The 23,632-nt window shown below is 44.7% G+C and carries 35 protein-coding genes; 6 read left to right on the top strand and 29 right to left on the bottom strand.

The window, feature by feature from the left end:
* The first annotated feature begins 51 nt into the window (after positions 1 to 51).
* The 5 genes from AC1P5O_RS05460 (at position 52) to AC1P5O_RS05440 (ending at position 4,354) form a co-directional block, all read left to right on the top strand.
* The gene (locus AC1P5O_RS05460; RefSeq protein ID WP_004732250.1) at positions 52 to 606 is read left to right on the top strand and encodes a DUF8453 domain-containing protein; all 555 of its coding nucleotides are present in this window, start codon (positions 52 to 54) and stop codon (positions 604 to 606) included.
* A gap of 69 nt (positions 607 to 675) precedes the next feature.
* Positions 676 to 2,715: a M3 family metallopeptidase gene (locus AC1P5O_RS05455; RefSeq protein WP_121979944.1), complete on the top strand. Its 2,040-nt coding sequence runs from the start codon at positions 676 to 678 to the stop codon at positions 2,713 to 2,715.
* A 34-nt stretch (positions 2,716 to 2,749) separates the two neighbouring features.
* Complete coding sequence (locus tag AC1P5O_RS05450; RefSeq protein ID WP_016806777.1) at positions 2,750 to 2,965, top strand: YheV family putative zinc ribbon protein; 216 nt, start codon at positions 2,750 to 2,752, stop codon at positions 2,963 to 2,965.
* Positions 2,966 to 2,982: 17 nt separating this feature from the next.
* Complete coding sequence (locus AC1P5O_RS05445; RefSeq protein WP_004732253.1) at positions 2,983 to 3,417, top strand: restriction endonuclease subunit S domain-containing protein; 435 nt, start codon at positions 2,983 to 2,985, stop codon at positions 3,415 to 3,417.
* 55 nt (positions 3,418 to 3,472) lie between these two features.
* Positions 3,473 to 4,354: a DMT family transporter gene (locus AC1P5O_RS05440; RefSeq protein WP_086044454.1), complete on the top strand. Its 882-nt coding sequence runs from the start codon at positions 3,473 to 3,475 to the stop codon at positions 4,352 to 4,354.
* Between the two features lie 63 nt (positions 4,355 to 4,417).
* Here AC1P5O_RS05440 and AC1P5O_RS05435 read toward each other — a convergent pair whose 3' ends face one another.
* From AC1P5O_RS05435 to AC1P5O_RS05415, 5 genes are all read right to left on the bottom strand, one after another.
* Entirely contained in the window at positions 4,418 to 6,700 is a 2,283-nt protein-coding gene (locus AC1P5O_RS05435) for a TRAP transporter large permease subunit (RefSeq protein ID WP_121979943.1), read from the bottom strand.
* A gap of 197 nt (positions 6,701 to 6,897) precedes the next feature.
* Entirely contained in the window at positions 6,898 to 7,470 is a 573-nt protein-coding gene (rrtA, locus tag AC1P5O_RS05430) for a rhombosortase (RefSeq protein WP_004732261.1), read from the bottom strand.
* 67 nt (positions 7,471 to 7,537) lie between these two features.
* Positions 7,538 to 8,578, bottom strand: a complete 1,041-nt coding sequence (locus AC1P5O_RS05425) for a hypothetical protein (protein WP_004732263.1) — start codon at positions 8,576 to 8,578, stop codon at positions 7,538 to 7,540.
* Between the two features lie 535 nt (positions 8,579 to 9,113).
* Complete coding sequence (locus AC1P5O_RS05420) at positions 9,114 to 9,500, bottom strand: hypothetical protein (RefSeq protein WP_004732265.1); 387 nt, start codon at positions 9,498 to 9,500, stop codon at positions 9,114 to 9,116.
* Positions 9,493 to 9,750, bottom strand: coding sequence for an FAD assembly factor SdhE (locus tag AC1P5O_RS05415; protein ID WP_004281484.1), 258 nt, complete (start codon positions 9,748 to 9,750; stop codon positions 9,493 to 9,495). Before AC1P5O_RS05415 ends, AC1P5O_RS05420 begins: the two co-directional genes overlap by 8 nt.
* A 184-nt stretch (positions 9,751 to 9,934) precedes the next feature.
* Between AC1P5O_RS05415 and AC1P5O_RS05410 the strand changes: the two genes are divergently transcribed.
* Positions 9,935 to 11,107 carry an acyl-CoA dehydrogenase family protein gene (locus tag AC1P5O_RS05410; protein WP_004732268.1) on the top strand — a complete coding sequence of 391 codons (1,173 nt, stop codon included), beginning with the start codon at positions 9,935 to 9,937 and terminating at the stop codon, positions 11,105 to 11,107.
* A 60-nt stretch (positions 11,108 to 11,167) separates the two neighbouring features.
* On the opposite strand, the gene AC1P5O_RS05405 is transcribed toward AC1P5O_RS05410, so the two are convergent.
* The 24 genes from AC1P5O_RS05405 to rpsS all read right to left on the bottom strand — a co-directional run bounded on the left by AC1P5O_RS05405 (position 11,168) and on the right by rpsS (position 23,632).
* Complete coding sequence (locus tag AC1P5O_RS05405) at positions 11,168 to 12,658, bottom strand: flavin-containing monooxygenase (RefSeq protein WP_004732270.1); 1,491 nt, start codon at positions 12,656 to 12,658, stop codon at positions 11,168 to 11,170.
* A gap of 217 nt (positions 12,659 to 12,875) precedes the next feature.
* Positions 12,876 to 13,241: a 50S ribosomal protein L17 gene (gene rplQ / locus AC1P5O_RS05400; protein WP_004281488.1), complete on the bottom strand. Its 366-nt coding sequence runs from the start codon at positions 13,239 to 13,241 to the stop codon at positions 12,876 to 12,878.
* 18 nt (positions 13,242 to 13,259) lie between these two features.
* Positions 13,260 to 14,267, bottom strand: a complete 1,008-nt coding sequence (locus AC1P5O_RS05395) for a DNA-directed RNA polymerase subunit alpha (protein WP_004281489.1) — start codon at positions 14,265 to 14,267, stop codon at positions 13,260 to 13,262.
* Between the two features lie 16 nt (positions 14,268 to 14,283).
* A complete protein-coding gene (gene rpsD, locus AC1P5O_RS05390) occupies positions 14,284 to 14,910 on the bottom strand; it encodes a 30S ribosomal protein S4 (RefSeq protein WP_004281490.1) in 627 nt (208 codons plus the stop codon).
* Between the two features lie 12 nt (positions 14,911 to 14,922).
* Positions 14,923 to 15,309 carry a 30S ribosomal protein S11 gene (gene rpsK / locus AC1P5O_RS05385; protein ID WP_004281491.1) on the bottom strand — a complete coding sequence of 129 codons (387 nt, stop codon included), beginning with the start codon at positions 15,307 to 15,309 and terminating at the stop codon, positions 14,923 to 14,925.
* A 19-nt stretch (positions 15,310 to 15,328) separates the two neighbouring features.
* On the bottom strand, positions 15,329 to 15,685 hold the full coding sequence (gene rpsM, locus AC1P5O_RS05380; protein ID WP_004281492.1) for a 30S ribosomal protein S13: 357 nt from the start codon (positions 15,683 to 15,685) through the stop codon (positions 15,329 to 15,331).
* 105 nt (positions 15,686 to 15,790) lie between these two features.
* Entirely contained in the window at positions 15,791 to 15,907 is a 117-nt protein-coding gene (rpmJ, locus tag AC1P5O_RS05375) for a 50S ribosomal protein L36 (RefSeq protein ID WP_000867907.1), read from the bottom strand.
* Between the two features lie 19 nt (positions 15,908 to 15,926).
* A complete protein-coding gene (gene secY / locus AC1P5O_RS05370; protein ID WP_026056578.1) occupies positions 15,927 to 17,279 on the bottom strand; it encodes a preprotein translocase subunit SecY in 1,353 nt (450 codons plus the stop codon).
* 12 nt (positions 17,280 to 17,291) lie between these two features.
* A complete protein-coding gene (rplO, locus tag AC1P5O_RS05365; protein WP_026055742.1) occupies positions 17,292 to 17,726 on the bottom strand; it encodes a 50S ribosomal protein L15 in 435 nt (144 codons plus the stop codon).
* A 9-nt stretch (positions 17,727 to 17,735) separates the two neighbouring features.
* Entirely contained in the window at positions 17,736 to 17,912 is a 177-nt protein-coding gene (gene rpmD, locus AC1P5O_RS05360; protein WP_004281495.1) for a 50S ribosomal protein L30, read from the bottom strand.
* Positions 17,913 to 17,918: 6 nt separating this feature from the next.
* On the bottom strand, positions 17,919 to 18,416 hold the full coding sequence (gene rpsE / locus AC1P5O_RS05355) for a 30S ribosomal protein S5 (protein WP_004281496.1): 498 nt from the start codon (positions 18,414 to 18,416) through the stop codon (positions 17,919 to 17,921).
* A gap of 2 nt (positions 18,417 to 18,418) precedes the next feature.
* Positions 18,419 to 18,769: a 50S ribosomal protein L18 gene (rplR, locus tag AC1P5O_RS05350; RefSeq protein ID WP_004281497.1), complete on the bottom strand. Its 351-nt coding sequence runs from the start codon at positions 18,767 to 18,769 to the stop codon at positions 18,419 to 18,421.
* 14 nt (positions 18,770 to 18,783) lie between these two features.
* Entirely contained in the window at positions 18,784 to 19,317 is a 534-nt protein-coding gene (gene rplF, locus AC1P5O_RS05345; RefSeq protein WP_004645059.1) for a 50S ribosomal protein L6, read from the bottom strand.
* Between the two features lie 13 nt (positions 19,318 to 19,330).
* Positions 19,331 to 19,726: a 30S ribosomal protein S8 gene (gene rpsH / locus AC1P5O_RS05340; RefSeq protein ID WP_004281499.1), complete on the bottom strand. Its 396-nt coding sequence runs from the start codon at positions 19,724 to 19,726 to the stop codon at positions 19,331 to 19,333.
* 12 nt (positions 19,727 to 19,738) lie between these two features.
* The gene (gene rpsN / locus AC1P5O_RS05335) at positions 19,739 to 20,044 is read right to left on the bottom strand and encodes a 30S ribosomal protein S14 (protein ID WP_004732275.1); all 306 of its coding nucleotides are present in this window, start codon (positions 20,042 to 20,044) and stop codon (positions 19,739 to 19,741) included.
* Between the two features lie 9 nt (positions 20,045 to 20,053).
* On the bottom strand, positions 20,054 to 20,590 hold the full coding sequence (gene rplE, locus AC1P5O_RS05330; protein WP_004645057.1) for a 50S ribosomal protein L5: 537 nt from the start codon (positions 20,588 to 20,590) through the stop codon (positions 20,054 to 20,056).
* A gap of 16 nt (positions 20,591 to 20,606) precedes the next feature.
* Complete coding sequence (rplX, locus tag AC1P5O_RS05325; protein ID WP_004281502.1) at positions 20,607 to 20,924, bottom strand: 50S ribosomal protein L24; 318 nt, start codon at positions 20,922 to 20,924, stop codon at positions 20,607 to 20,609.
* 9 nt (positions 20,925 to 20,933) lie between these two features.
* Positions 20,934 to 21,302 carry a 50S ribosomal protein L14 gene (rplN, locus tag AC1P5O_RS05320; protein ID WP_004281503.1) on the bottom strand — a complete coding sequence of 123 codons (369 nt, stop codon included), beginning with the start codon at positions 21,300 to 21,302 and terminating at the stop codon, positions 20,934 to 20,936.
* Positions 21,303 to 21,393: 91 nt separating this feature from the next.
* Positions 21,394 to 21,651, bottom strand: coding sequence for a 30S ribosomal protein S17 (gene rpsQ / locus AC1P5O_RS05315; RefSeq protein ID WP_004281504.1), 258 nt, complete (start codon positions 21,649 to 21,651; stop codon positions 21,394 to 21,396).
* A complete protein-coding gene (rpmC, locus tag AC1P5O_RS05310) occupies positions 21,648 to 21,845 on the bottom strand; it encodes a 50S ribosomal protein L29 (protein WP_004281505.1) in 198 nt (65 codons plus the stop codon). The genes rpsQ and rpmC overlap by 4 nt, the downstream gene beginning before the upstream one ends.
* Entirely contained in the window at positions 21,845 to 22,258 is a 414-nt protein-coding gene (rplP, locus tag AC1P5O_RS05305; RefSeq protein WP_004281506.1) for a 50S ribosomal protein L16, read from the bottom strand. The genes rpmC and rplP overlap by 1 nt, the downstream gene beginning before the upstream one ends.
* Positions 22,259 to 22,261: 3 nt before the next feature.
* Positions 22,262 to 23,014, bottom strand: a complete 753-nt coding sequence (gene rpsC, locus AC1P5O_RS05300; protein WP_004281507.1) for a 30S ribosomal protein S3 — start codon at positions 23,012 to 23,014, stop codon at positions 22,262 to 22,264.
* A 1-nt stretch (position 23,015) separates the two neighbouring features.
* Positions 23,016 to 23,345, bottom strand: a complete 330-nt coding sequence (gene rplV, locus AC1P5O_RS05295; protein WP_001982638.1) for a 50S ribosomal protein L22 — start codon at positions 23,343 to 23,345, stop codon at positions 23,016 to 23,018.
* Between the two features lie 11 nt (positions 23,346 to 23,356).
* A complete protein-coding gene (rpsS, locus tag AC1P5O_RS05290) occupies positions 23,357 to 23,632 on the bottom strand; it encodes a 30S ribosomal protein S19 (protein WP_004281508.1) in 276 nt (91 codons plus the stop codon).

Raw genomic sequence — 23,632 nt, 5'->3', positions numbered from 1 at the left:
CTTTTTTATTTATAATCAAGATACTAATTAGAAATAAAAAGGAATTATAAATTGGAAGTTATTAATATTCTAACATTAATCATTTCTCTTATGGCTCTGCTCGTAACCTACGCAGTATTTAAATCCGATCAGCAACCACAAATTATTATTTTTGCTACGCCTCATTATGGGAAAGAATCCGTAATCCAACTTCATGTTAAAAATATTGGAAAATCCATCGCTCATAATGTGAAAATATCTAGTGATCGACTAATCCCTCGTGCAGCATTTGGAATTGAAAAATTAAATTCTGAAAAACAATATTTTGAAACTGGAATTTTTAAAAATGGAGTCAAAGTATTCCCACCCAATCAGAGCTATATATACGATTGGGGGAAATATGGGGGCTTAAAAGATTCATTAGATAATTCCCCTATAACATTCACTATTACATATTTGTATAAACACCCTTTGAATCTTTGGAAAACAAAAATCACTGACATCTCTACAATTGATATAAATGAATTAGAATCACTTCCAGCATCCAATGGAGGATTATTAGAACAATTAAAAAATATCAATAAATCATTAATAACCTTAAATCAAAAGATCGAGAAAAAACTGTAGATAGCTTGATTTCCTAGCTCATAACCCCTACATCTAGATTTATCATAGGAAATAAATCGGCAGACCGACATGACTTTAGAAAAGGCAACTTTGCCTGTTCCACAATTTGATCAGATTACGCTGGCTGAGCTAAAACAAAAAATTGAAAGCTGTATCGCTGAAGGGCAAAAGTTCCTGAATGAACTCACCGAAACACCTACTTCAGTACAGGAGCAGCTAACTACACTGGAACATGTCGACACGCTTGAAAATAATATGAGTGAGTCTTGGGGCATCCTGTCGCATTTAAATGCCGTCATGAACAATGCCGAAACCCGTGATGTCTATCAAGCACTCTTACCGGGTCTTAGCGAATACTATACGCAACTGGGTCAACATACGGCGCTGTATCAAACCTATCAGCATATTTACGATGCGTCGATTTATAATGAACTCCCGGCAGCACAGCAAAGCGCAATTAAACTGGCCTTACGTGACTTTAAATTATCTGGGGTAGCATTAAAGGGTGAGGCGAAAAAACGTTATGCGGAAATTTCTGCACGTCTATCCCAATTATCTTCCGACTTCTCCAACCATGTGCTAGATGCGACTCAAGCCTATTTCAGACCGCTGAATGAAGATGAGTTAGCGGGTCTATCTTCGAGTAATATTGAGCTGTTAAAACAATATGGTCAGCAACGCGAGCTGGATCAACCGGTGGCTACGCTGGATTTCCCGTCTTATCTGGCGATCATGACCCACTCAGAAAATCGTCCTCTGCGTGAAGAACTGTATAAAGCCTATACCACGCGTGCGTCAGATCAGGCTGAACAGAGCGAGTTTGACAATACTGCATTGATCGAAGAAATCCTGAGTCTGCGTCTGGAAATGGCAAAACTGCTTGGCTTTAATAATTATGCGGAATTGTCCTTAGCCAGCAAAATGGCACCGAGTGTAGAGGTTGTAGACGAGTTCTTGCGTGCTCTGGCAGAGCATGCCCGCGCACCGGCAGAGCAAGAAATCGCTGAACTGAAAGCGATTGCCGCTGAAGATGGCATCCGTGATCTGCAACCGTGGGACAGCGGCTATTATTCTGAAAAGCTAAAAATGCAGCAATTTAATTTGTCACAGGAAGCGCTTAAACCTTACTTCCCTGCACCGAAAATTCTGCAAGGCCTGTTCAATATTGTCAATCGCCTGTATGGCATTCAAGTCATTGAACGCGAAGCGCCTGTATGGCATCCGGATGCACGTTATTTTGAACTGGAAGATCAAGGTCAGGTGATTGGCGGCTTCTATTTTGACCTGTATGCACGCCAAGGCAAACGTGGCGGTGCCTGGATGAGTGGTTTCCGTTCCCGTATGCAGACCAGTGATGGCCTGCAAAAACCGATTTGCTATATGGTCGGTAACTTTACCCCACCTGTAGGCAATCGCCCTGCACTCCTGACCCATGATGAAGTGATTACACTGTTCCATGAATTTGGCCATGGCCTGCATCATATGCTGACAGAAGTGGACAATATTGCGGTAGCAGGTACCCATGGCGTGGCTTGGGATGCCGTTGAGCTGCCAAGCCAGTTTATGGAATTCTGGGCATGGGATCAGGAAAGTCTGGATCTGCTCAGCGAGCACATCGAAACTCAAGAATCTTTGCCGGCTGAACTGCTCAAGGCCTTGCTCGATGCACGTTTCTTCCAGTCTGGCATGCAAACCCTGCGTCAGCTTGAATTTGCCCTGTTTGACCTGAGGATTCACCGTGCCAATCCGGCTTTAAATGCAACACAGGTTCAGGCTACTCTGAATGAGATCCGTGAAAAGTATGCGGTCCTACCGACCACTGACTATAACCGTTTCCAGCACAGCTTCAGTCACATTTTTGCCGGTGGTTATGCAGCAGGATATTATTCCTATAAATGGGCCGAAGTTTTGGCCAGTGATGCCTTCGACCGCTTTGAAGATGAAGGTATTTTTAATACCACTACCGGAAAGCAGTTTCGGGAAAATATCCTCGCAGTTGGCGGAAGAGACACAGCACTTGACGCATTTATCAATTTCCGCGGACGCGAGCCAAAAATAGATGCGTTGCTGCGTCATCAAGGTTGGACGAACCCCTCTAAAAACGCTTAAACTAGCTTTTTAAGTTGATCACAAGGTGAGTATGATGACCATTAAACGTCGTTTCATTGCAGGCGCAAAATGTCCAAAATGTCAGGCGTTAGATCGCGTCGTCATGCTGACCTCTGGTGAAGATGAATGGATCGAATGTATTGAATGTGGTTATGAAGAAAATCGTCCCACACATGTTGATCAACCAGAAACACCAGCTGTTCCAGATGAAGTTGGCGTGATTCAGTTTAAACCTCGTTCAGTAAAATAAAAATCAAGGTTCAAGCTATGTCAGTAGAACAAAGAAATAACCCCAAACTTTTAATGGGGATTATGGGGGCTTTAGTTACTGTCGTTGCATTGGTATTGCTATATCAGTGGTTGAATGCCTCTTCCGGTGAAGCGGAACGCATGCATCAGGAAGATATCGTGGCTGTTCCGGCAGCAAAACCTGCGGCGAAAACTGAAGAAGATACGGCTGCAGCGAAAGCAGCTGAGGCGATCGAAACTAAAGCACTGGTATCAGATCAGCTGTTAGATGCACCGGTGCCGGAGAATGCCAGTTTGGCCAAAGAAGAAGTGGCTAAATTAGATGACATCCAAGTTCAGCTCAATGAACAAAAAGCCACACTGGATGCGCAGCATAGCGATGCCGACCAGTTGATCCAACTGAAAGAGGAACAGATCAAGTTACTTGAAGCACAACTTGCTCAAAGCCAGTAAATCTCGGCAGCATTTCAGCTAGAATATCGTCAGATCTTCTAGCTCAGTTGTTTCCATGTCTGCCCCAGCCGCTCCGCATCTGCTTAAAGCCATTCTGTTACTGACCTGCTCTGCTTTTCTCTTTTCAGTCATGGGCGTGTGTATCCGTTATGCCTCAGCAACGGTTGATAACGCCACCGTGGTCTTCTTTCGCAATTTTGTCGGGCTGTTTATTTTCCTGCCCTTCATTTTCAATAAAGGCATTGGTTTTTTCAAAACTGAAAAACTATGGATGCACACCTGGCGCGCAGTGGTCGGACTGACTGCCATGTACGGCTTTTTCTATGCCATTGCCCATTTAAAACTCTCCAATGCCATGGTCTTCACCTACTCTTCTCCGATTTTTATTCCTTTGATTGCCTGGCTATTTCTCAAGGAAAAAATAACAGCAAGCATGTTAGTCGCCGCTGCAATTGGTTTCATCGGGGTACTCTGTGTTGCCAAACCGGATTCGGGTTTAATTAACCTGATGTCGGTCATTGGTTTGAGTGCGAGTTTTCTAGCGGCGATGGCATTTGTCACGGTTCGGGCACTGACTAAAACCGAGTCTCCGGAAAAAATTGTATTTTATTTCTGCTTTATTGGCACCCTGATTTCAGTGATTCCGATGTTCTGGCTATGGCGGCCTTATACTCTGACAGAACTCAGCTATCTGATTACTGCCGGCATCCTGGCCAATTTCAGCCAACTATTTATGTCAAATGCCTACAAGCTGGCTCCGGCAGGACAGATTGGACCGGTCAACTATGTGGCGATTTTCTTTGCCGGCATGTGGGGCTTTCTGTTCTGGCAGGAAGTTCCAGACCTTTATAGCCTGATTGGGCTGGGGCTGATTTTCTGTGCGATTCTACTGTGTAGTCCGATCCTGCAAAAGCGCTTGAATTCATCGAAGATCTGATCAAAGAATTCAAATTAAATACAATAAAAAAGCACCCGTAGGTGCTTTTTTATTGTATTTCTCTTATTGATACCAGCCGAACAGCTTAAAGATATAAGGCACATAGGCAATGATCAGCATCGCAGGCAGCAATACTATCACCGGCAAAATCCAGCGTTCATAACGGTAGTAGAAAGACAAGTGTCGTACTTCTGCATCCGCCTCGGCCACTTCGGCATCGCCAATCGACTGTCTGGCCAGCAGATGATTCAGCGCAACCGGTGGCGTCACATAACCCAGCTCAAAACCAATCAGGGTAATCATCCAGAAATGTACTGGATGAATGCCGTATTGATAGGCCACTGGAGCCACGGTCGCCGAGATCAGAATCACCGCACCGAATGGATCCATGATCATCCCGACAAAAATCATTAAGCCGACAATCAGTGAAATCACCAGAATGGTACTACTGATATCGGTCGGGAAGGCTTCCATAATTTCCATACGTTCTAGCAAGCCACCGACACTCACCGAAAGTGCCATCAGGATGACCAGAGCACCAATATGTCCCACGGTCTCACTGGTCGAAATATGCATGGACTTCCAGAAACCGACATGACGCAAAATTTCAGTCGCTTTTGAACGCTGCACAGCATGATCAACAACCAGCTCTTTGCCTGGTTGTTCGCTATGTTCAGCTTCACGATATTCTGCATTGGCCGCGGCACCGGCTGTCGCCAGTTCAGGTGTCGATCTTGAGTTTAAAGTTGCGGTCAAGGTTTCATCCCAATGCCCCACTGCCGGCAACGGCGCAGGTTCATGGCGTAACTTATCGAACAGGACAATCATCAGCAGAATGACTGGCATCATCACCGGTGCGGTAAATTCATTCAGGTCAGTCGACAAGGCATATTTATAGAATAACCAGATCAGAATGAAAATCACGATATATGGAATAATCGCCATGAAGGCACGACCGGATTGAGGAGCAGCCACAGTAGGCGCAGCAATGCGGAATTTGTTTTCTGCAAAGAACAGGGAAATTACCAGGAATAAAGTCGAGCTGAGCAGGAAGACATAAATCCCGTAGTGATAGAGCAAGTCGGTGGTCACTTCTTTATTGAGTGATGCCACGACGACAATCAGCAAGCAAGGACGTAAGACTACGCCCATTGAGCCGGACATTGCGGTGGCTGCCAGTGCAAACTGACGGCGTCCACCCGCATTCCAGACTTCCTTATAAATAATCGCACCTGCGGCAATTACAAAAATCCCTGATGCTCCGGTATAGGCAGTCGGTAATGCAGCTGCCAGCAAGATTAGCCAGGTCAGGGTTTCAGGTGCCAAATTCCAGGGACGCAGAATGTTCAGGAACATGTCCACGACACGGGTCTGTTTCAGCAACATACCGGCCCAGATAAACAAGGCCAGATTCAGGAAGATACTAGAAAACTCTACCAATTGACCGAGGTAAATCCCCTGTCCCATTGGATAGTCCATAAAGAAAGTGAAATTTATTCCGGTCGTAATGGCCATATAGGCATATAGCGGTACACTCAGAAAGGCCAGACCAAAACTGCCGCCCTCACGCGTTGGTTTTGGTTGTTTGATCACCTGATACAAGCTGATCAATGTGAGGGTGCTGAACAGAATCATCCACAACCAGTAGATGTATTTCATCTCTCCCATCGGCACGCCCGAGTTCAATACGGACTGATATTGGCTATAGGATGAAAATGCCAGGAAAGCATTAGCAACCAGCATGGCGACCGAATAAACTTTAAAGTCGATACGTGTGCTCGGGCTACGTAAACCAATATGATGAGTTTTTAGGGTGGCACTGATCGCAGCAAAGACCACCATGATAACCAAGAGCAAAGCCCGGTTTTCTGTACCAAACTTGAAGATACCAAAGAAAGAGGTTTCAAACGTCCGATAAGCCCGAATACTTGGATGAGCTTCCACATGTTGAATGGCTTTATCATAGAACAGGTAGGATTCTTCACAGACCTGCTGTGCCTGTAACACCGCAGCACGGACATCCGCTTCCGAACGCACCCCGAAGAAATCAGCATATTCATCGGCTGCATCGGCTTTCATCTGCTGCTGAACACGCTGATCAACATTGATATTGCGTTCACATTGTGGACGCGTCGGTTCAGCCCTTAGAAATGAATATTGCATTGCGGTTGCCGGATTGCCGTAAATACGCTCGCCCATACGCAGCAACTGGCCGTGAATCATTTCCCCGGTGCCAATAATCAAAGTGAGCAAAAGTAAAACCAGCACGACGAAGGTCGAGATCCACTCTGTCCATATATAACGCAACAGACCTAATCCTGATCTGTTTTGATCATCATTTTGCATGTGTATTCCTATTTTTATTTTAGCGGCCTGATGCTTGGTCTAGGACGCCGATCTTCCCTTCTGCCCCGAAAATTCCTTTTCAAAGGTCAGGATCTTTATTCTATGTTTTGACTTTGCATGAAAATTGGCACAATAAAAATGACAATTTATATTTTCTTTTTGTATTTTCTGCCAAGAAAATGATTTATCTCTGCACTTTAATTATCCCGAAAATAATTGCTCACGATATAGATCAGCGCCAGAATAACGCCCCAAATCACACCAAGTAAATGTGCCTCAACCAAAACCGGACTACCGATCAGCTGCGTCGTCCCGACATTGCCAATGGTGTTTTCCCAGACCAGTTTGGCAAAGATCAAAAACAACACCAGCGCCGCAAAACCGCGTTCCCGCTTATACAGCAAATGCACACAGGCCACTGCTACGTAGGCGCCATGCAGTACGCCTGACAAGCCGGCATAGGCTTCAATATTGGGTAAGAAAAAATAAAAACTTAAACTGATCAACGGTGGCAAGATCAGTAAAATGGCACAGAAATGCCAGACGGTGGCGCGTGGAAAAATGAAAGGCAAACAGAGAAAGGCAAGAATGTTCAGGAAATAATGAAGCCAGCCCACATGCACCCAGTGCGCTGTCCAGAGTCGCCAGAATTCACCCAGCAGGCTCTCTTGCCAATAGATGAAATAATCCTGAAAAATTTGCAGACATGCAGAGAGAGAGACAAAAGCCGCTAGAAAAATAATTTTTCGTCGAAAATGTTGATCTAGCATCGGCCTATTGTCCTCCCTGACCATCTAATTTGACTTCATCCCTGAAGATTCATGTATAGTATCTGCATTACAGATCCGCACTGAACAGATCATCGAGCTCGGAAGAACTGTCGGATTCATCCCAGAAACGTTGCATGCCATCATCGCCACTGCGTATACCGGTATTTTCTGTCCAGTAACGATCCGATATGCCACTGACCATAATTGCAGCCATGCTGTCGATCAGCTTGAATTGCGGATTCACCGGTTTTTCCTCGGTACGTGCCTGAGCAAAGGTTTTTAAGGCATCCCGGACTTTGGCATCATCCCCACTGGCCTGAGCCGCTACGGCATACAAGGCATGAGATAAACGTACACCTTTTTGCTCGCCAATTTGTGTAGATTGTTTTAATGTTTGGTAAGGGTCAGGCTTGCCTTCCCCTGCGCCTGGCAACAAAGTCCAGATCACCGCACGGGTGGCATTCGGCGCACCCCAAAATTTCGCGTTATCCAGACACACCATGCCACGCTCGACCACGGCAGCAATATCTTTCGGTACATGCACTGCACCACCCGAGTTAATATCATTGGTCATGGCCTGCAAGCCACTGAGCATACCCAACAGATAAACCGTTTGCTCGATATCACTGTTCATGCGTGGGCATTCTTCACCCAGGGCTTTTTGATATTTCTTTTCATAACGGCTCTGGAACAGCTGATAACCAGTATATTGACGCTGTGCCGCCAGTGCTGCCCAGCGCTTCTGCTCGATTCGGGCATCTTGGGCTTCTGCCACCTGATTGGTTTTTGAAGCACGTAAATAGCGTAACTCGGCTTCCAGCGCTTTTTGCTCGGCACAAATACCGGCAGCCGAATACATCAGCACGGCCACCCGCGTTGGATCCGCCCCCATTTCTTTGGTCGCCATAATGGCCGGCGTTAAAGAATTCCCTGAATTACACACCATTTCAGCATCATCCATCGCTAAAATCGGCGGGACAATATGGTTTTCGGTGAAACCCAGTGCAACATTGGCACCGGTTTTAATGACCTGAGAACACCCTGTCAAAACTGTTGTTGTTATTGCAATGGTCGCCATACCTTGGCATATTTTACGGACGCCTGACATTTTCCTGTCCTCTATAATTGTGATTATGTCCATCTTTCTGCTAAAGATATCAGAAGCATTTTGTGAATAAAAGAGTATTTACTCTAATTTAGACGAGACACTTTGCCATTAAATGGCCGCGCTGCAATTGACTGTATTTAGGAGAATCCCAAATTTTGGGCAAAAAAAAGTAGCATTGCGACGGTTCAGCACATGCTACTTATTAACTGTACAAGCAGAAAAATGATAAAACCCTGCTTGATTAAGATGAAAATTTATCCTTCAGTACCGTCCCGAGTCGTCCGATTACCAGAGCCAAAACAATCGCTACGATCAGAAACATCCACACTGGAAATTCCAGTAAGGTATCCCGTAGTTGCTGTTGGTGAGTTAAATGTACAGGCTAAAAATAAAACATAGGGAATAAATTGTCAGACAATTTCTCTAAGTCATAGATTAACCGTAATTTTTGTCTGACAATAAAAATAGGAAGTTGATCTAAATATTTGTTTTATGTGCATTTTAATCAAATCATTAAAATGTATTTGTCTTACAACTAAATTAATTTAGTCAATAATTTTAAGGACTTCCATTGTTTGAAGGGCAATTGATCACACCAGATCAGCAGAGGTCGCGCCTTGGCATGCTGGAAATACACCACAATATACGCCTGATGATCAATCACGTGACTAATACATACCCGACGGGTTGATCGTGCTTTAGCGGTCAATGACCATTCACGTCCATCCAGATATTCAAACTGTTCAATCTGTGGTGTCTTGCGGTAAAACAGCTGATAAATCACCAGGCCTATGACAGCGCACACTGCCCAAAGTGCAATCGGTAATAACTGATACAACAGATACATCAGCAGTGCAAAAATAAAAAGCTGAAACGCCAATGCACACAGACTGCGTTTCAGCTTGAAGCAACGATTATCCATGAACGTAAAATTTAAGCTTCTTGATAAAATCTTTTAGTTCAGGACGCGGCGGCTCAGACACTTCCATAAACCAGTCCAGCAAATCCGGGTCTTCCTGCTCAACCAGTTCTGCAAACATCTGTTTTTCGAAAGGCTCAGCATTCAGGTAATGGTTTTTTACGTAGGGATCAAAATATACATCCAGTTCTTTTAGACCACGACGCGCACGATAAATCACTTTGCGCTCTTCTAAGCTGATGTCATCAGTCATCGAATTTCCCCAACTCGTTATAAACCCGGACAGTTTACCTGAAGCGCCTGCTGAATTTCGAGGGATTTCAGAGAAATGACCAAAAGCATCAGCAGATTTAGCTCATTTGAACATTTCGCTCATTGCTGCCGATCCTGGCTTGGCCTAACTTTAAACCAAACAGATCAAAATAAGGAATAACAAGATGCAATCTGCAGCCATTCGTCCACTTGCCCCGATGCTGCCGCGCCAACTCTTTACTACCGGACATGAGGCTTTTCGCGAGACGGTAAGTAAATTTTATGAGAAAGAAGTCATTCCATATACCGAGCGTTATGAAAGTCAACAGCATGTAGATCGAGAGCTGTGGAATAAAGCCGGTGAGCTTGGATTGCTCTGCGCTACCATGCCCGAAGAATATGGCGGCTCTGGCGTAGACCGGCTGTATAGCATGATTTTGATTGAGGAACAGGCCTATGCCGGAGATTCAGCGACTGGATTTTCATTGCATTCAGATATTGTTGCCAATTATCTGCTGAATTTTGGTAATGAAGCTCAAAAACAACAATGGTTACCGAAAATGGCGTCTGGAGAGGTCGTCACCGCGATTGCCATGACCGAACCGGGAACTGGCTCTGACCTGCAAGCAGTGCGTACCTCGGCAGTACTCGATGGCGATGACTATGTGATTAGTGGTTCCAAAATCTTTATTACCAATGGCTATCTCTGTGACATGGCGATTGTGGTCTGTAAAACCGGCAATAATGACAAAGGTTCAGCCAATCTTTCATTGATTATGGTCGAAGCAGAGCGTGCCGGATTTAGTAAAGGCAAGCCGCTGAATAAAATTGGCATGAAAGGTCAGGATACCTGCGAACTCTTCTTTGACAATGTTCGGGTACCCACAGAAAACCTGCTCGGTCTGGAAGGCATGGGCTTTATGATGCTGATGAAAGAACTGGCTTGGGAACGCCTGATTGTGGCGATTATCTGTCAGGCAGGCGCTGAAGCCGCTTTTGCCCATACAGTGAAATATACCAAGGAACGTCAGGCATTTGGCAAGAGCATCAGCCATTTTCAAAATACCCGTTTTAAACTGGCAGAACTACGTACCGAGATCGATGTGTGCCGCACTTATCTGGATCGCTGTATGCAGCTGCAACTCAATCACGAACTGGGCGTAGATGCCGCTGCTGCGGCCAAATACAAGATTTCAGAAATGTACAGCAAAGTCGTAGATGAATGTCTGCAATTGCATGGCGGCTATGGTTATATGCTGGAATATCCGATTGCCCGTGCCTATATCGACAACCGTGCCAATCGGATTTATGCGGGTACCAATGAAATCATGAAAGAACTCATCGCCCGTTCACTTTAAAATGGATTCATAAAAAAGGAGTCTCTTAGGACTCCTTTTTCTGTATGCAAAAATATAACTTTAAGAAACCAGACGCGGTTTATGCTTTAAAGCATTGCTGTTTTTTCTAAATTTCAGCACCCCATCTTCAAAGGAAGCCTGTTTGAGTTCCTTGCGGTCTGCGAGATAATTATTGCTGACTTTCCACGGAGCATGTTTACCCTGCTTTGGCATCACATCCGCAGCACGGGCAATATAACCCGAACTGAGACTACCCATGACGGTATCCTGAAGCAATTCGCTCTGATCTCCCTGAGGAATCACCTGCGCATAACCTTGCTGATCCATATAGTTCAACAAACGGCAAATATACTCAGCTGCAATATCGACTTTAAGTGTCCAGGAGGCATTAATATAGCCAATAATCAGCGCCATATTTGGTATATCACTGACCATGATGCCTCTATACAGCATATGCTGTGAGGTATCGATAGGCTGACCATCCATCGTCGCCTGAATCCCGCCGAGGATTTGAATATTCAGACCCGTTGCAGAAACAATAATATCAGCATCCAGATGTTGACCTGATTTCAGCTGAATTCCAGTTTCGGTCAAGGTTTCTATCTGATCCGTTGCAACCGATGCCTGCCCTTCACGTAAAATTTCAAACAGATCCCCATCCGGCACCACACAGAGACGCTGATCCCAAGGTTCATAATTCGGGGTAAAGTGCTTCATGTCCACTTTACCTTTCAGCTGGAATTGCACCGATTTAAGCAAAAGTGATTTTAATAATTTTGGCTGTTTCTGTGCCAAAGCATAAATCCCGCGCTGCATGCCGATATTACGCGCACGTGTCAGCTTGTAGGCGACCTCCTCAGGCAGATATTTACGCATTTTTGAATAAATAAAATCGACCGAAGGCACAGAGGCAATATAAGTCGGTGAACGCTGCAACATGGTCACATGACCTGCTCCACCTTTGACCATCGCAGGAACCAAGGTAATCGCGGTCGCACCACTACCAATAATGACCACCTTTTTGCCTTTATAGTTTAAATTTTCCGGCCAATGTTGCGGATGAATAAACTCACCTTTGAATGCAGTTTGATTTGGAAACTCCGGCTGAAAACCCTGATCATAATTATAATAACCGGTACAACCCAGTATAAAGTTGGCGATCCAGATCTGCGTCTTACCCTGTGCGTCCACAATCTCTACTGACCATTTGCAGGTGGCAGAATCATAATTAGCACTCAGAACCCGATGCTGGAAATGGGTTTTTGGCTGAAGTTTAAACTCTTCTACCACTTCAGCCAGATAATTTTTGATGGATGCGCCATCGGCAAGCACGCTTTCTTTCTTCCAGGGTTTGAAATTAAAACCAAAAGTCGACATATCCGAATCAGAACGGATTCCCGGATATTTAAACAGATCCCAAGTTCCACCAATACTTTCGCGGCGTTCAATAATCTCAAAAGAGCGTTGCGGACAATGTTTAGAAAGATGTGCTGCTAGACCAATCCCCGAGATCCCTGCACCCACAATTAAAATATCTACCTGCTTTTCCATGTTGTTCTTTTACCTAAGCGATGCTATCTGTTTTTATTAAATCACAAAACTGACAATACACAATGTCAAGTTCATTAAAAAGCCACTATTTTTTTATCTTTTCAGGCCAGATCAGTTATGTTGAACTCAATCACTTTAAATTAAAATATACAGGCATTAAAAAAGGCCGGTTTATTCAACCGACCTTTTCGAACAACTTACGTTATTCTTCACGAAATTAGTTAACTTCGCGATCTACTAGCTCAACGTAAGCCATCGGTGCAGCATCACCTGCACGGAAGCCCGCTTTAAGAACACGTAGATAACCGCCGTTACGCTCTTTGTAACGAGGGCCAAGAACGGTAAATAATTTACCAACAGTTGCTGCTGAACGAGTACGAGCAAACGCCAAACGACGGTTTGCTACTGTATCGTTTTTAGCTAAAGTGATTAAAGGCTCAGCTACACGACGTAACTCTTTTGCTTTAGGCACAGTTGTTTTGATCAACTCGTGCTCGAACAAAGAGTTAGCCATGTTTTGGAACATCGCTTTACGATGACTGCTTGTACGGCCTAATTTCACACCACTATTACGATGACGCATGGTGATAGTCCTACTTAATTAACGGCTACGATAGGCGAAACGATCGTCCATACGGAGACTAGCCGGTGGCCAGTTCTCTAAACGCATGCCGAGTTGTAAGCCTTTAGAAGCCAGAACATCTTTGATCTCAGTAAGCGATTTTTTACCCAAGTTAGGAGTTTTAAGCAACTCAACTTCGGTACGCTGTACAAGATCACCAATGTAGTAAATGTTTTCTGCTTTCAAACAGTTAGCAGAACGAACAGTTAGCTCTAGATCATCTACTGGGCGAAGCAAGATTGGGTCAACTTCTTCACGAGGCTCTTGAGCAACAGGTGCTTGATCTTTCTGAAGGTCAACGAAGATCGCAATTTGTTGCTGCAAAATAGTTGCAGCTTTGCGGATCGCTTCTTCAGGATCTACAGTACCGTTAGTTTCAAGATCAATGATCAGTTTATCAAGGTCAGTACGTTGTTCTACACGCGCGTTTTCCACGGTGTATGAAACACGTTTGATTGGGCTGTAAGACGCATCTAACTGCAAGCGACCCACTGGGCGAGTTTCGCCTTCAGGGAAGCGTGAATCAGAAGTCTCGTAGCCACGACCTTGAGCCACTTTCAGACGCATTTTCAATGAGCCTGAGGCACTTAAAGTACCGATCAAATGTTCAGGGTTAACCACTTCAACATTATGAGGTAAACGAAGGTCAGCCGCAGTTACGTCGCCTGCACCTTGTTTCTCTAATGTTAAATAAGCTTCATTTTGATCGAACAGCTTAATCGACAATCCTTTTAGGTTCAGCAAGAGCTCGACGATGTCCTGCTGCAAGCCTTCCAAAGTACTGTACTCGTGCTCGACCCCTTCAATCTCAACTTCTACCACAGCTGCGCCAGGTAGAGAAGAAAGAAGGATGCGACGTAAAGCATTACCAAGAGTATGACCAAAGCCACGCTCTAATGGTTCTAGAATAACTTTTGCCGAGGTCCCGCTTGCCGCTTCGACCTTGATCGCTTGCGGAGTTAGAAACTCATTTGCAGTACGCGTCATATTGCTTCCTCAAGGATTATTTAGAATACAATTCTACAATCAAGCTTTCGTTGATTTCAGCAGGTAAATCAGAACGATCCGGTGCAGCTTTGAACGTACCTTCTAATTTAGAATGGTCAATTTCCATCCAAGAAGGCATGCCACGTTGAGTAGCTAATTCAATTGCGTTTTTGATACGTAATTGTTGCTTAGCGCCTTCGTGAACTGCGATCACATCACCCGCTTTAACTTGGATAGACGCAATGTTAACACGACGGCCATTCAAAGTGATGCTACGGTGAGATACTAACTGACGAGCTTCTGCACGAGTAGAACCGAAACCCATACGATAAACAACGTTATCAAGACGGCTTTCAAGTAGCTTCAACAGGTTTTCACCAGTTGCGCCTTTAACACGAGCAGCTTCTTTATAGTAGTTACTAAATTGACGCTCTAAAACACCGTACATGCGACGTACTTTTTGTTTTTCACGTAATTGTAGTGAGTACTCAGATTGTTTACCACCACGAGCCCCGCCGTGTTGGCCAGGAACTTTCGCATGTTTTTTTGTCTTAACATCAAACGGTTTAACGCCTGATTTAAGTTGCAGGTCTGTCCCTTCGCGACGAGAGAGTTTGCATTTTGGACCAATATAACGAGCCATGAATGTTTCTCCTTACACGCGACGTTTTTTAGGTGGACGGCAACCGTTGTGCGGGATTGGCGTCACATCGGTAATGCTGTTAATTTTATAACCCACTGCACCTAAAGCACGAACCGCAGATTCACGACCAGGACCAGGACCTTTTACAAGGACGTCCAAGTTTTTCAAACCGTAGTCTAAAGCAGCTTTACCAGCAACTTCAGCAGCTACCTGAGCAGCGAACGGAGTTGATTTACGTGATCCACGGAAGCCTTGTCCACCTGAAGTGGCCCAAGCCAGTGCATTACCTTGACGATCGGTAATAGTCACAATGGTGTTATTAAAAGAAGCGTGAATGTGTGCGACACCTTCAGAGACGGTACGAGTGACCTTCTTGCGTGCGCGAGTATCTTTAGCCATCTTTTAGCTTCCAGAAATCTTATTTCTTAATAGGTTTGCGCGGACCTTTACGGGTACGAGCGTTAGTTTTGGTGCGTTGACCGCGGACAGGCAAGCTGCGACGATGACGAAGACCGCGGTAGCAGCCTAAATCCATTAAACGTTTAATGTTCATGGAAATTTCGCGACGTAAATCACCTTCGGTCGGAACCTTAGCAACTTCTGCACGAATCGCATCAAGCTGAGCGTCATCTAATTCACGGATCTTAGTAGTTGGAGCAATACCAGCAGCAGCTAAGATAGCTTTTGAAGTATGGCGACCAATACCAAAGATATACGTTAGAGAGATAACAGCGTGCTTGTTATCCGGAATGTTTACACCGGCAATACGAGCCATTCAATTTTCTCCAAAAAGGCAGTAGATAATCAACCGCCCCACAAAAATCTTGAGGGGCGGATAATAACCTAATTCGCCTACAGAAATCAACAGGTCTTAATCAGATTAACCTTGACGCTGCTTATGACGAGGTTCTGCGCTACAAATTACGCGGATAACCCCATTACGACGGATAACTTTACAGCTACCACAAATTTTCTTAACAGAAGCTTGTACTTTCATGATGAAACCTCAAGTGCGCTTATCCCTTAGGATGAGCAGTCGTTTTTCTCATTAACGTTTGATTATCGTATTGGTGCGAAGTGAGGTGTGATTGCAGCTGAGCCATAAAGTCCATCACTACCACCACAACAATCAGCAAAGAGGTACCACCCAAATAGAATGGAATACCAAATGAACTTTGCAATACCATCGGCATCAAACAAATGACTGCGATGTAAATCGCGCCAATAAAGGTCAAACGATTGAGAATATGATCTAAGTAACGAGCAGTTTGCTCACCTGGACGTATACCAGGCACGTAAGCTCCGCTGCGTTTCAAGTTCTCTGACACTTCTTTAGGACTAAATACCAGTGCTGTATAGAAGTAACAGAAAAAGATAATTAACGCACCAAAGAGCACCAAATACAACGGCTGACCAGGCGACAATACCAATGCTACATCTTGCAGGCTACGCTTAATAAATCCAGCATTTGGATCTGCACTACCCACCCACTGCCCTAAGCTCGCAGGGAACAAAAGTAATGAGCTGGCAAAAATTGCCGGAATCACACCCGCCATATTAATTTTTAATGGCAAATGTGTCTGCTGTGCAGTAAATACACGACGACCTTGTTGTTTTTGAGCATAGTTTACCGGAATACGACGCTGCGCTTTCTCAATAAACACGATCGCTGCCAAAACACCCAGAGATAACAAACCAAAAATTACCAAGCCAATCAGGCTGGTCTGGCCATTATCTACAGAGGAGAAAGATTGCATAATCAGATTAGGCAATCCGGCAACAATACCCGCGAAGATGATCATGGAAATACCATTTCCCACCCCACGCTCGGTAATCTGTTCACCCAACCACATCAAGAACATGGTCCCCGCAACCAGTGAGGTTACTGCAGGAACATAAAAAGCCAAACCAGTATTCAGGGTAATCCCCTGACTGATCAGGCCTGCACACATACCTATCGCCTGTACCAGCGCTAAGAATAATGTACCTTGTCGTGTGTATTGATTAATTTTACGTTTGCCTTGCTCGCCTTCTTTCTTTAAAGCTTCCAGCGAAGGAACCACAGTTGACATCAACTGCACGATAATCGACGCAGAGATGTATGGCATGATCCCGAGAGCAAGAATAGACATTCGTTCTAATGCACCACCAGAAAACATGTTAAACAAACCAAGGATGGTACCTTGGTTTGCATTAAACAAGTTTTCTAACGCAGCATTATTGATGCCTGGTACTGGAATATGCGCTCCTAGTCGAAACACCAACAACGCACCAATGAGAAACATCATTCGACGAATAATTTCACGGTATTTCACATGAAATGGTTGGCCTTTCATCATGTTGACATGACCTGAAGAACTAGGAGTCATAGACACTGGGGATTACTCCTCGACTTTGCCGCCAGCAGCTTCAACAGCAGCTTTAGCGCCTTTAGTCAATGCAACACCTTGAACAGTGAATGCACGAGTAATTTCACCAGAAAGTACGATACGAGCACGGATCATGTCTTTACGTACAACGTTCGCAGCTTTTAAAGTTTCAAGAGACACGATGTCGCCTTCAACTTTAGCAAGCTCAGATAAACGTACTTCAGCAGTTTTCAAAGCCAATTGGCTAGTGAAGCCGAATTTAGGCAAACGACGGTAAAGTGCTGTTTGACCGCCTTCGAAACCTGGACGAGTACCACCGCTCTTACGTGAGTTTTGACCTTTGACACCACGGCCACCGGTCTTACCAACGCCAGAACCGATACCACGGCCTAAACGAAGGTTATCACGTTTAGCACCTTCTGCAGGTGCAATTGTATTTAAACGCAGAGTCATGGCTTATTCCTCTACACTAACCATATAGTAGACTTGGTTGATCATACCACGGTTAGAAGGTGTGTCTAACACTTCTACAGTATGACCAATACGACGCAGACCTAAACCTTGCAGGCTAAGCTTGTGATTTTTCAAGCGGTGCGATGCAGATTTAGTCTGGGTAACTTTAATCGTTTTCATGATTGATTACCCTTGAATTTGTTCTACTGAAAGACCACGTTTCGCAGCAACCTTTTCAGGAGTAGTCATATCACGCAAACCATTGAAAGTTGCGTTTACTACGTTAGCAGCGTTAGTAGAACCACGGCATTTAGTCAACACGTTACGTACGCCTACAGCTTCTAGAACTGCACGCATAGCGCCACCAGCAATTACACCTGTACCTTCAGAGGCAGGCTGCATGAATACGCGGCTAGCGCCGTGACGTGCATGAATTGGGTGCTGTAACGTACCATCAACAAGGTCAACAGTAATCATATTGCGACGAGCAGCTTCAAGTGCTTTAGAGATAGCAGCTGGAACTTCACGTGCTTTACCACGACCAAAACCTACGCGACCATTACCATCACCCACAACAGTTAATGCTGTGAAAGAGAAGATACGACCACCCTTAACAACTTTGGCTACACGATCAACGGCAACCAGCTTTTCAACAAGACCTTCGTTTTGTTCAACTTTAGCCATGATTAGAACTCCAAGCCGTTTTCACGAGCAGCATCAGCCAAGGCTTTGATACGACCATGATATTTAAAACCAGAACGGTCAAATGCAACTTTAGTAACACCAGCTGCTTTAGCGCGTTCTGCGATTAAAGCACCTACTTTTTGAGCTGCTTCAACGTTACCAGTTGTACCCGCACGTAGAGTAGCGTCTAAAGTAGAAGCTTGCGCTAATACTTTGCCACCATCTGCAGAGATAACTTGAGCATAGATGTGACGCGGAGTGCGGTTTACACACAAACGAGTCGCACCCAATGCACGGATGTGCAAGCGTGTGCTTTTCGCACGACGCAAACGGGATTGTTTCTTTTCGTTCATAAGAACCTCGCGCCTTATTTCTTCTTAGCTTCTTTACGAAGTACAACTTCGTCAGAATAACGAACACCTTTGCCTTTATATGGCTCTGGTGGACGGTAACCACGGATATCTGCAGCAACCTGTCCTAAAGCTGCTTTATCAGCAGACTTAAGAATGATTTCAGTTGCAGTTGGAGTTTCAGCAGTTACACCTGCAGGAAGTGCATAATCGATCGGGTGAGAGAAACCAAGGTTAAGATGAACAACGTCACCTTTAACCGCAGCTTTATAACCAACACCGATAAGCTGTAACTTACGTTCGAAACCTTCGCTAACACCTTTTACAAGGTTGTTAAGCACAGCGCGAGCAGTACCAGCTTGCATCCAAGCGTCTTTCGACTCTTGTACTGGAGCAATAGCTAGAATACCGTCTTCCTGTTTAAGCTCGACCAGCGCATGCAGGTTGAAAGACAATGTACCTTTAGTGCCTTTCACTTCGACCTGCCGGCCGTTCTGAGTAACTGTTACACCGTTAGGTACAGTTACTGGGGCTTTAGCCACACGAGACATGAGGAATCACCTATTAAGAAACAAAAGCAATAACTTCACCACCAACGCCTGCAGCACGTGCAGCGCGATCAGTCATGATGCCTTTGCTTGTAGAAACAATTGCAATACCTAAACCTTGCTTAACGCTCGGAAGTGCATCTTTACCGCGATACTGACGTAGACCTGGACGGCTTACGCGCTTCACAGTTTCGATAACTGGTTTGCCTTCGAAATACTTTAAAGTCAAAGTAAGAGTTGGTTTGCCTTCAGCATCCGCAACTTCTACGTTTGAAATATAACCTTCTTGTTGAAGTAAGTTAGCAATTGCTACCTTCAACTTAGAATTAGGCATAGAAACAGTTTGTTTCTTTGCCATTTGTGCGTTACGAACACGTGTTAGCATGTCGGCAACGGTATCTTGCATACTCATCTATAGTGCTCCTTACCAGCTTGCCTTAACAACGCCAGGTACATCACCTTGCATTACTGTTTCACGTAATTTGTTACGGCTTAAACCGAACTTACGGAAGTAACCATGAGGACGACCAGTTAAACCACAACGGTTACGTAGACGTACTGGAGATGCATTACGTGGTAATGCTTGTAATTTCATCATCGCTTCGAAACGTTCTTCGTCTGATGCATTTACGTTTGCAATAACAGCTTTTAATTCAGCACGTTTTGCAGCGTATTTAGCAACAGTAGCTTCGCGTTTCAATTCGCGATTAATCATACCTTTCTTAGCCATATCGACCTCTTATTTGAACGGGAAGCCGAATGCACGCATAAGCGCACGGCCTTCGTCATCGGTGCGAGCAGTCGTAGTAATGGTAATATCCATACCACGAATACGATCAATCTTGTCAAAATCGATTTCAGGGAACATGATTTGCTCCTTAAGACCCATTGAGTAGTTACCACGACCGTCGAATGATTTCGCAGAGAAACCACGGAAGTCACGGATACGAGGGATCGCAATCGAGATCAAACGGTCCAAGAATTCGTACATACGTTCGCCGCGTAAAGTAACTTTACAACCGATCGGCCAACCATCACGGATTTTAAAACCAGCGATTGATTTACGAGCTAACGTAAGTACTGGTTTTTGACCAGCGATAGCTTGCATATCTGAAAGAGCACCATCAAGGAGTTTTTTGTCAGCAGCAGCTGCGCCAACACCCATGTTGATCGTGATTTTAGTGATGCGAGGAATCTCCATCACATTCTTAACACCCAATACTTCTTGTAATTGAGCTTTAAGTTCGTCGTTGTAACGTGTTTTAAGTCTGGCCATGGCCTATATCAACCTATTACTTCGCTACCGCCACTGATTCACCATTTGATTTGAATACGCGAGTTTTCACGCCATCAATCACTTGGTAACCAACACGGTCAGCCTTTTGGGTTGTAGCATTAAAAACTGCCACGTTTGAAATATGAAGCGAAGCTTCCTGAGTTACAACGCTACCTTCAGCGCCTGTAGCACGGTTCGGCTTCTGATGCTTCTTCACCAAGTTAAGGCCTTCAACCTTAACACGGTCATTAGAAACAGACAGAACAGTACCCTGTTTGCCTTTTTCTTTACCTGCGATCACAATTACTTGATCGCCTTTTTTAATCTTAGCCATGATCGCCTCTTATAGAACTTCAGGAGCCAATGAAATAATTTTCATGAACTGTTCAGTACGAAGTTCACGAGTCACTGGTCCGAAAATACGAGTTGCAATCGGCGCTTTGTTGTTGTTCAAAATAACAGCAGCGTTATCGTCGAAACGAATCACTGAACCGTCTGCACGACGGATACCGAATTTTGTACGAACCACAACCGCATTCATCACGTCACCTTTTTTAACACGTGCGCGTGGAATTGCTTCTTTTACAGTAACTTTAATAATGTCGCCAACAGAAGCATAACGACGATGCGAGCCACCAAGTACTTTAATACATTGTACGCGGCGTGCACCACTGTTGTCTGCTACGTCGAGCATAGTTTCGGTCTGAATCATTGCCCTACTCCAAAACCGAGCAACACCGGTCGAAATTTCGAAAGGCTCAAAGAGTACTCGAAATTGACCGATGATGCAACAAGAACGTTAATTACTCAGCAGCTGCTTCAACAACTTCAACTAGAGTCCAAGACTTAGTTTTAGAAATTGGGCGGCTTTCTTTAATGGTTACAACATCACCAGCTTTAGCTGTGTTGTTCTCATCATGAGCATGTAATTTTGTTGAACGGCGGATTAATTTGCCATACAACGGGTGTTGAACTTGGCGTTCAATAAGAACAACGATAGATTTATCCATCTTGTCGCTTACAACTTTGCCAGTTAACGTGCGGACTGTTTTATCACTCATTGTCCGTTCCCCTGTTTTTCGGTAAGGAGGGTCTTAATACGAGCAATAGTCTGACGAGTAAGTGCAACTTCATGCGATTTACCCAATTGACCAGTTGCTTTCGCCATACGAAGACGGAATTGGTTAAGCTGTTGCTCATCAAGCAAAGCTGTCAACTCTTCTACCGACTTTTCACGTAGATCTTTAGTTTTCATTACATTACCGTCCGAGTCACGATAGCGGTTTTAAACGGAAGTTTAGCTGCTGCAAGCGTAAACGCTTCGCGAGCCAATTCTTCGTTAACACCATCAATTTCGTACAAGACTTTACCTGGTTTGATTTGGCAAACCCAATATTCCACAGAACCTTTACCTTTACCCATACGCACTTCAAGAGGCTTAGAAGTAATCGGTTTGTCCGGGAATACACGGATAAAGATCTTACCACCACGCTTAATACGACGGCTAATTGTACGACGCGCTGCTTCAATTTGACGCGCAGTCATTTGACCACGTTCAACTGATTTAAGTGCAATAGTACCGAAAGATACTGTGCTACCGCGGTGTGCTAGACCAGTGTTACGGCCTTTCTGCACTTTACGGAATTTAGTACGCTTAGGTTGCAACATGGATTATTCTCCTTTTTCAGCAGAACGATCATTGCGACGACCACGACGCTCTTGACCTTCACCACGACCACGACCGCGTTTAGCTGGACGTTCTTCAGCTGGAGCTGGGTTCATGACTTGTTTCATGCCGCCCAAGATCTCACCACGGAAGATCCAAACTTTAACACCGATCGTACCGTAAGTAGTCTCAGCACGCATAGTCGCATAGTCGATATCTGCACGAAGCGTATGTAGAGGTACACGACCTTCACGATACCACTCAGTACGAGCAATCTCAGCACCACCTAAACGGCCTGAAACTTCTACTTTGATACCTTTAGCACCAGCACGCATTGTGTTTTGTACCGCACGCTTCATAGCACGACGGAACATTACACGTTTTTCTAATTGAGAAGCGATAGCTTCAGCAACTAGACGCGCGTCTAAGTCTGGACGATCAATTTCATTGATACTTACTTGCGCAGGAACACCCATGATAGATGTCAATTCGCGTTGTAGTTTCTCAATATCTTCGCCTTTTTTACCGATTACGATACCTGGACGAGCAGTGCTAATAGTTACTTTAGCAGCGCCTGTAGGGCGTTCGATAAGAATGTTGCTGATCATCGCGTTTTTAAGTTTTTTGATCAAAAACTCACGAACTTGAAGATCTTTAAGCAAGTATTCAGCGTATTGTTTCGGATTCGCATACCAGTTAGCGTTATGACGTTTCACAACACCTAGGCGGATACCGATTGGATGAACCTTCTGACCCATATCAAACCCCTACCTTAACGGTGATGTGACAAGTACGCTTAGTAATACGATCTGCACGGCCTTTAGCACGTGGCATAATACGTTTCAGGCTCATGCCTTCATCAACGTAGATCGTAGAAACTTTAAGGTCGTCTACATCTAAACTGTTATTGTGTTCAGCGTTTGCAATCGCAGATTCCAACGCTTTCTTAACTAGAACTGCAGCTTTTTTGTTGCTGAAGTTAAGGATGTTAAGAGCGTGCGCAACAGATTTGCCGCGGATAAGATCTGCAACCAAACGAGCTTTTTGTGCCGAGATAGCGGCACCGCGTAATTTAGCAGTTACTTCCATCATAGCACCCATTAACGTTTAGATTTCTTGTCAACACCGTGACCGCGATAGGTACGAGTTGGTGCAAATTCACCAAGCTTGTGACCAACCATGTGCTCAGAAACGATCACAGGAACGTGGTTACGGCCATTGTGTACAGAAATTGTTAAACCAACAAAATCCGGGAGGATCATCGAACGACGCGACCAAGTTTTGATCGGCTTACGGTTATTAGCCGCGATAGCCGCTTCAACCTTAGCGAACAAGTGCGCATCGACGAATGGGCCTTTTTTCAGAGAACGAGGCAT

Source organism: Prolinoborus fasciculus, from assembly GCF_056724605.1.
Note: the sequence above shows the minus strand (reverse complement) of the source record. Positions and strands in the feature narration are given on the sequence as shown.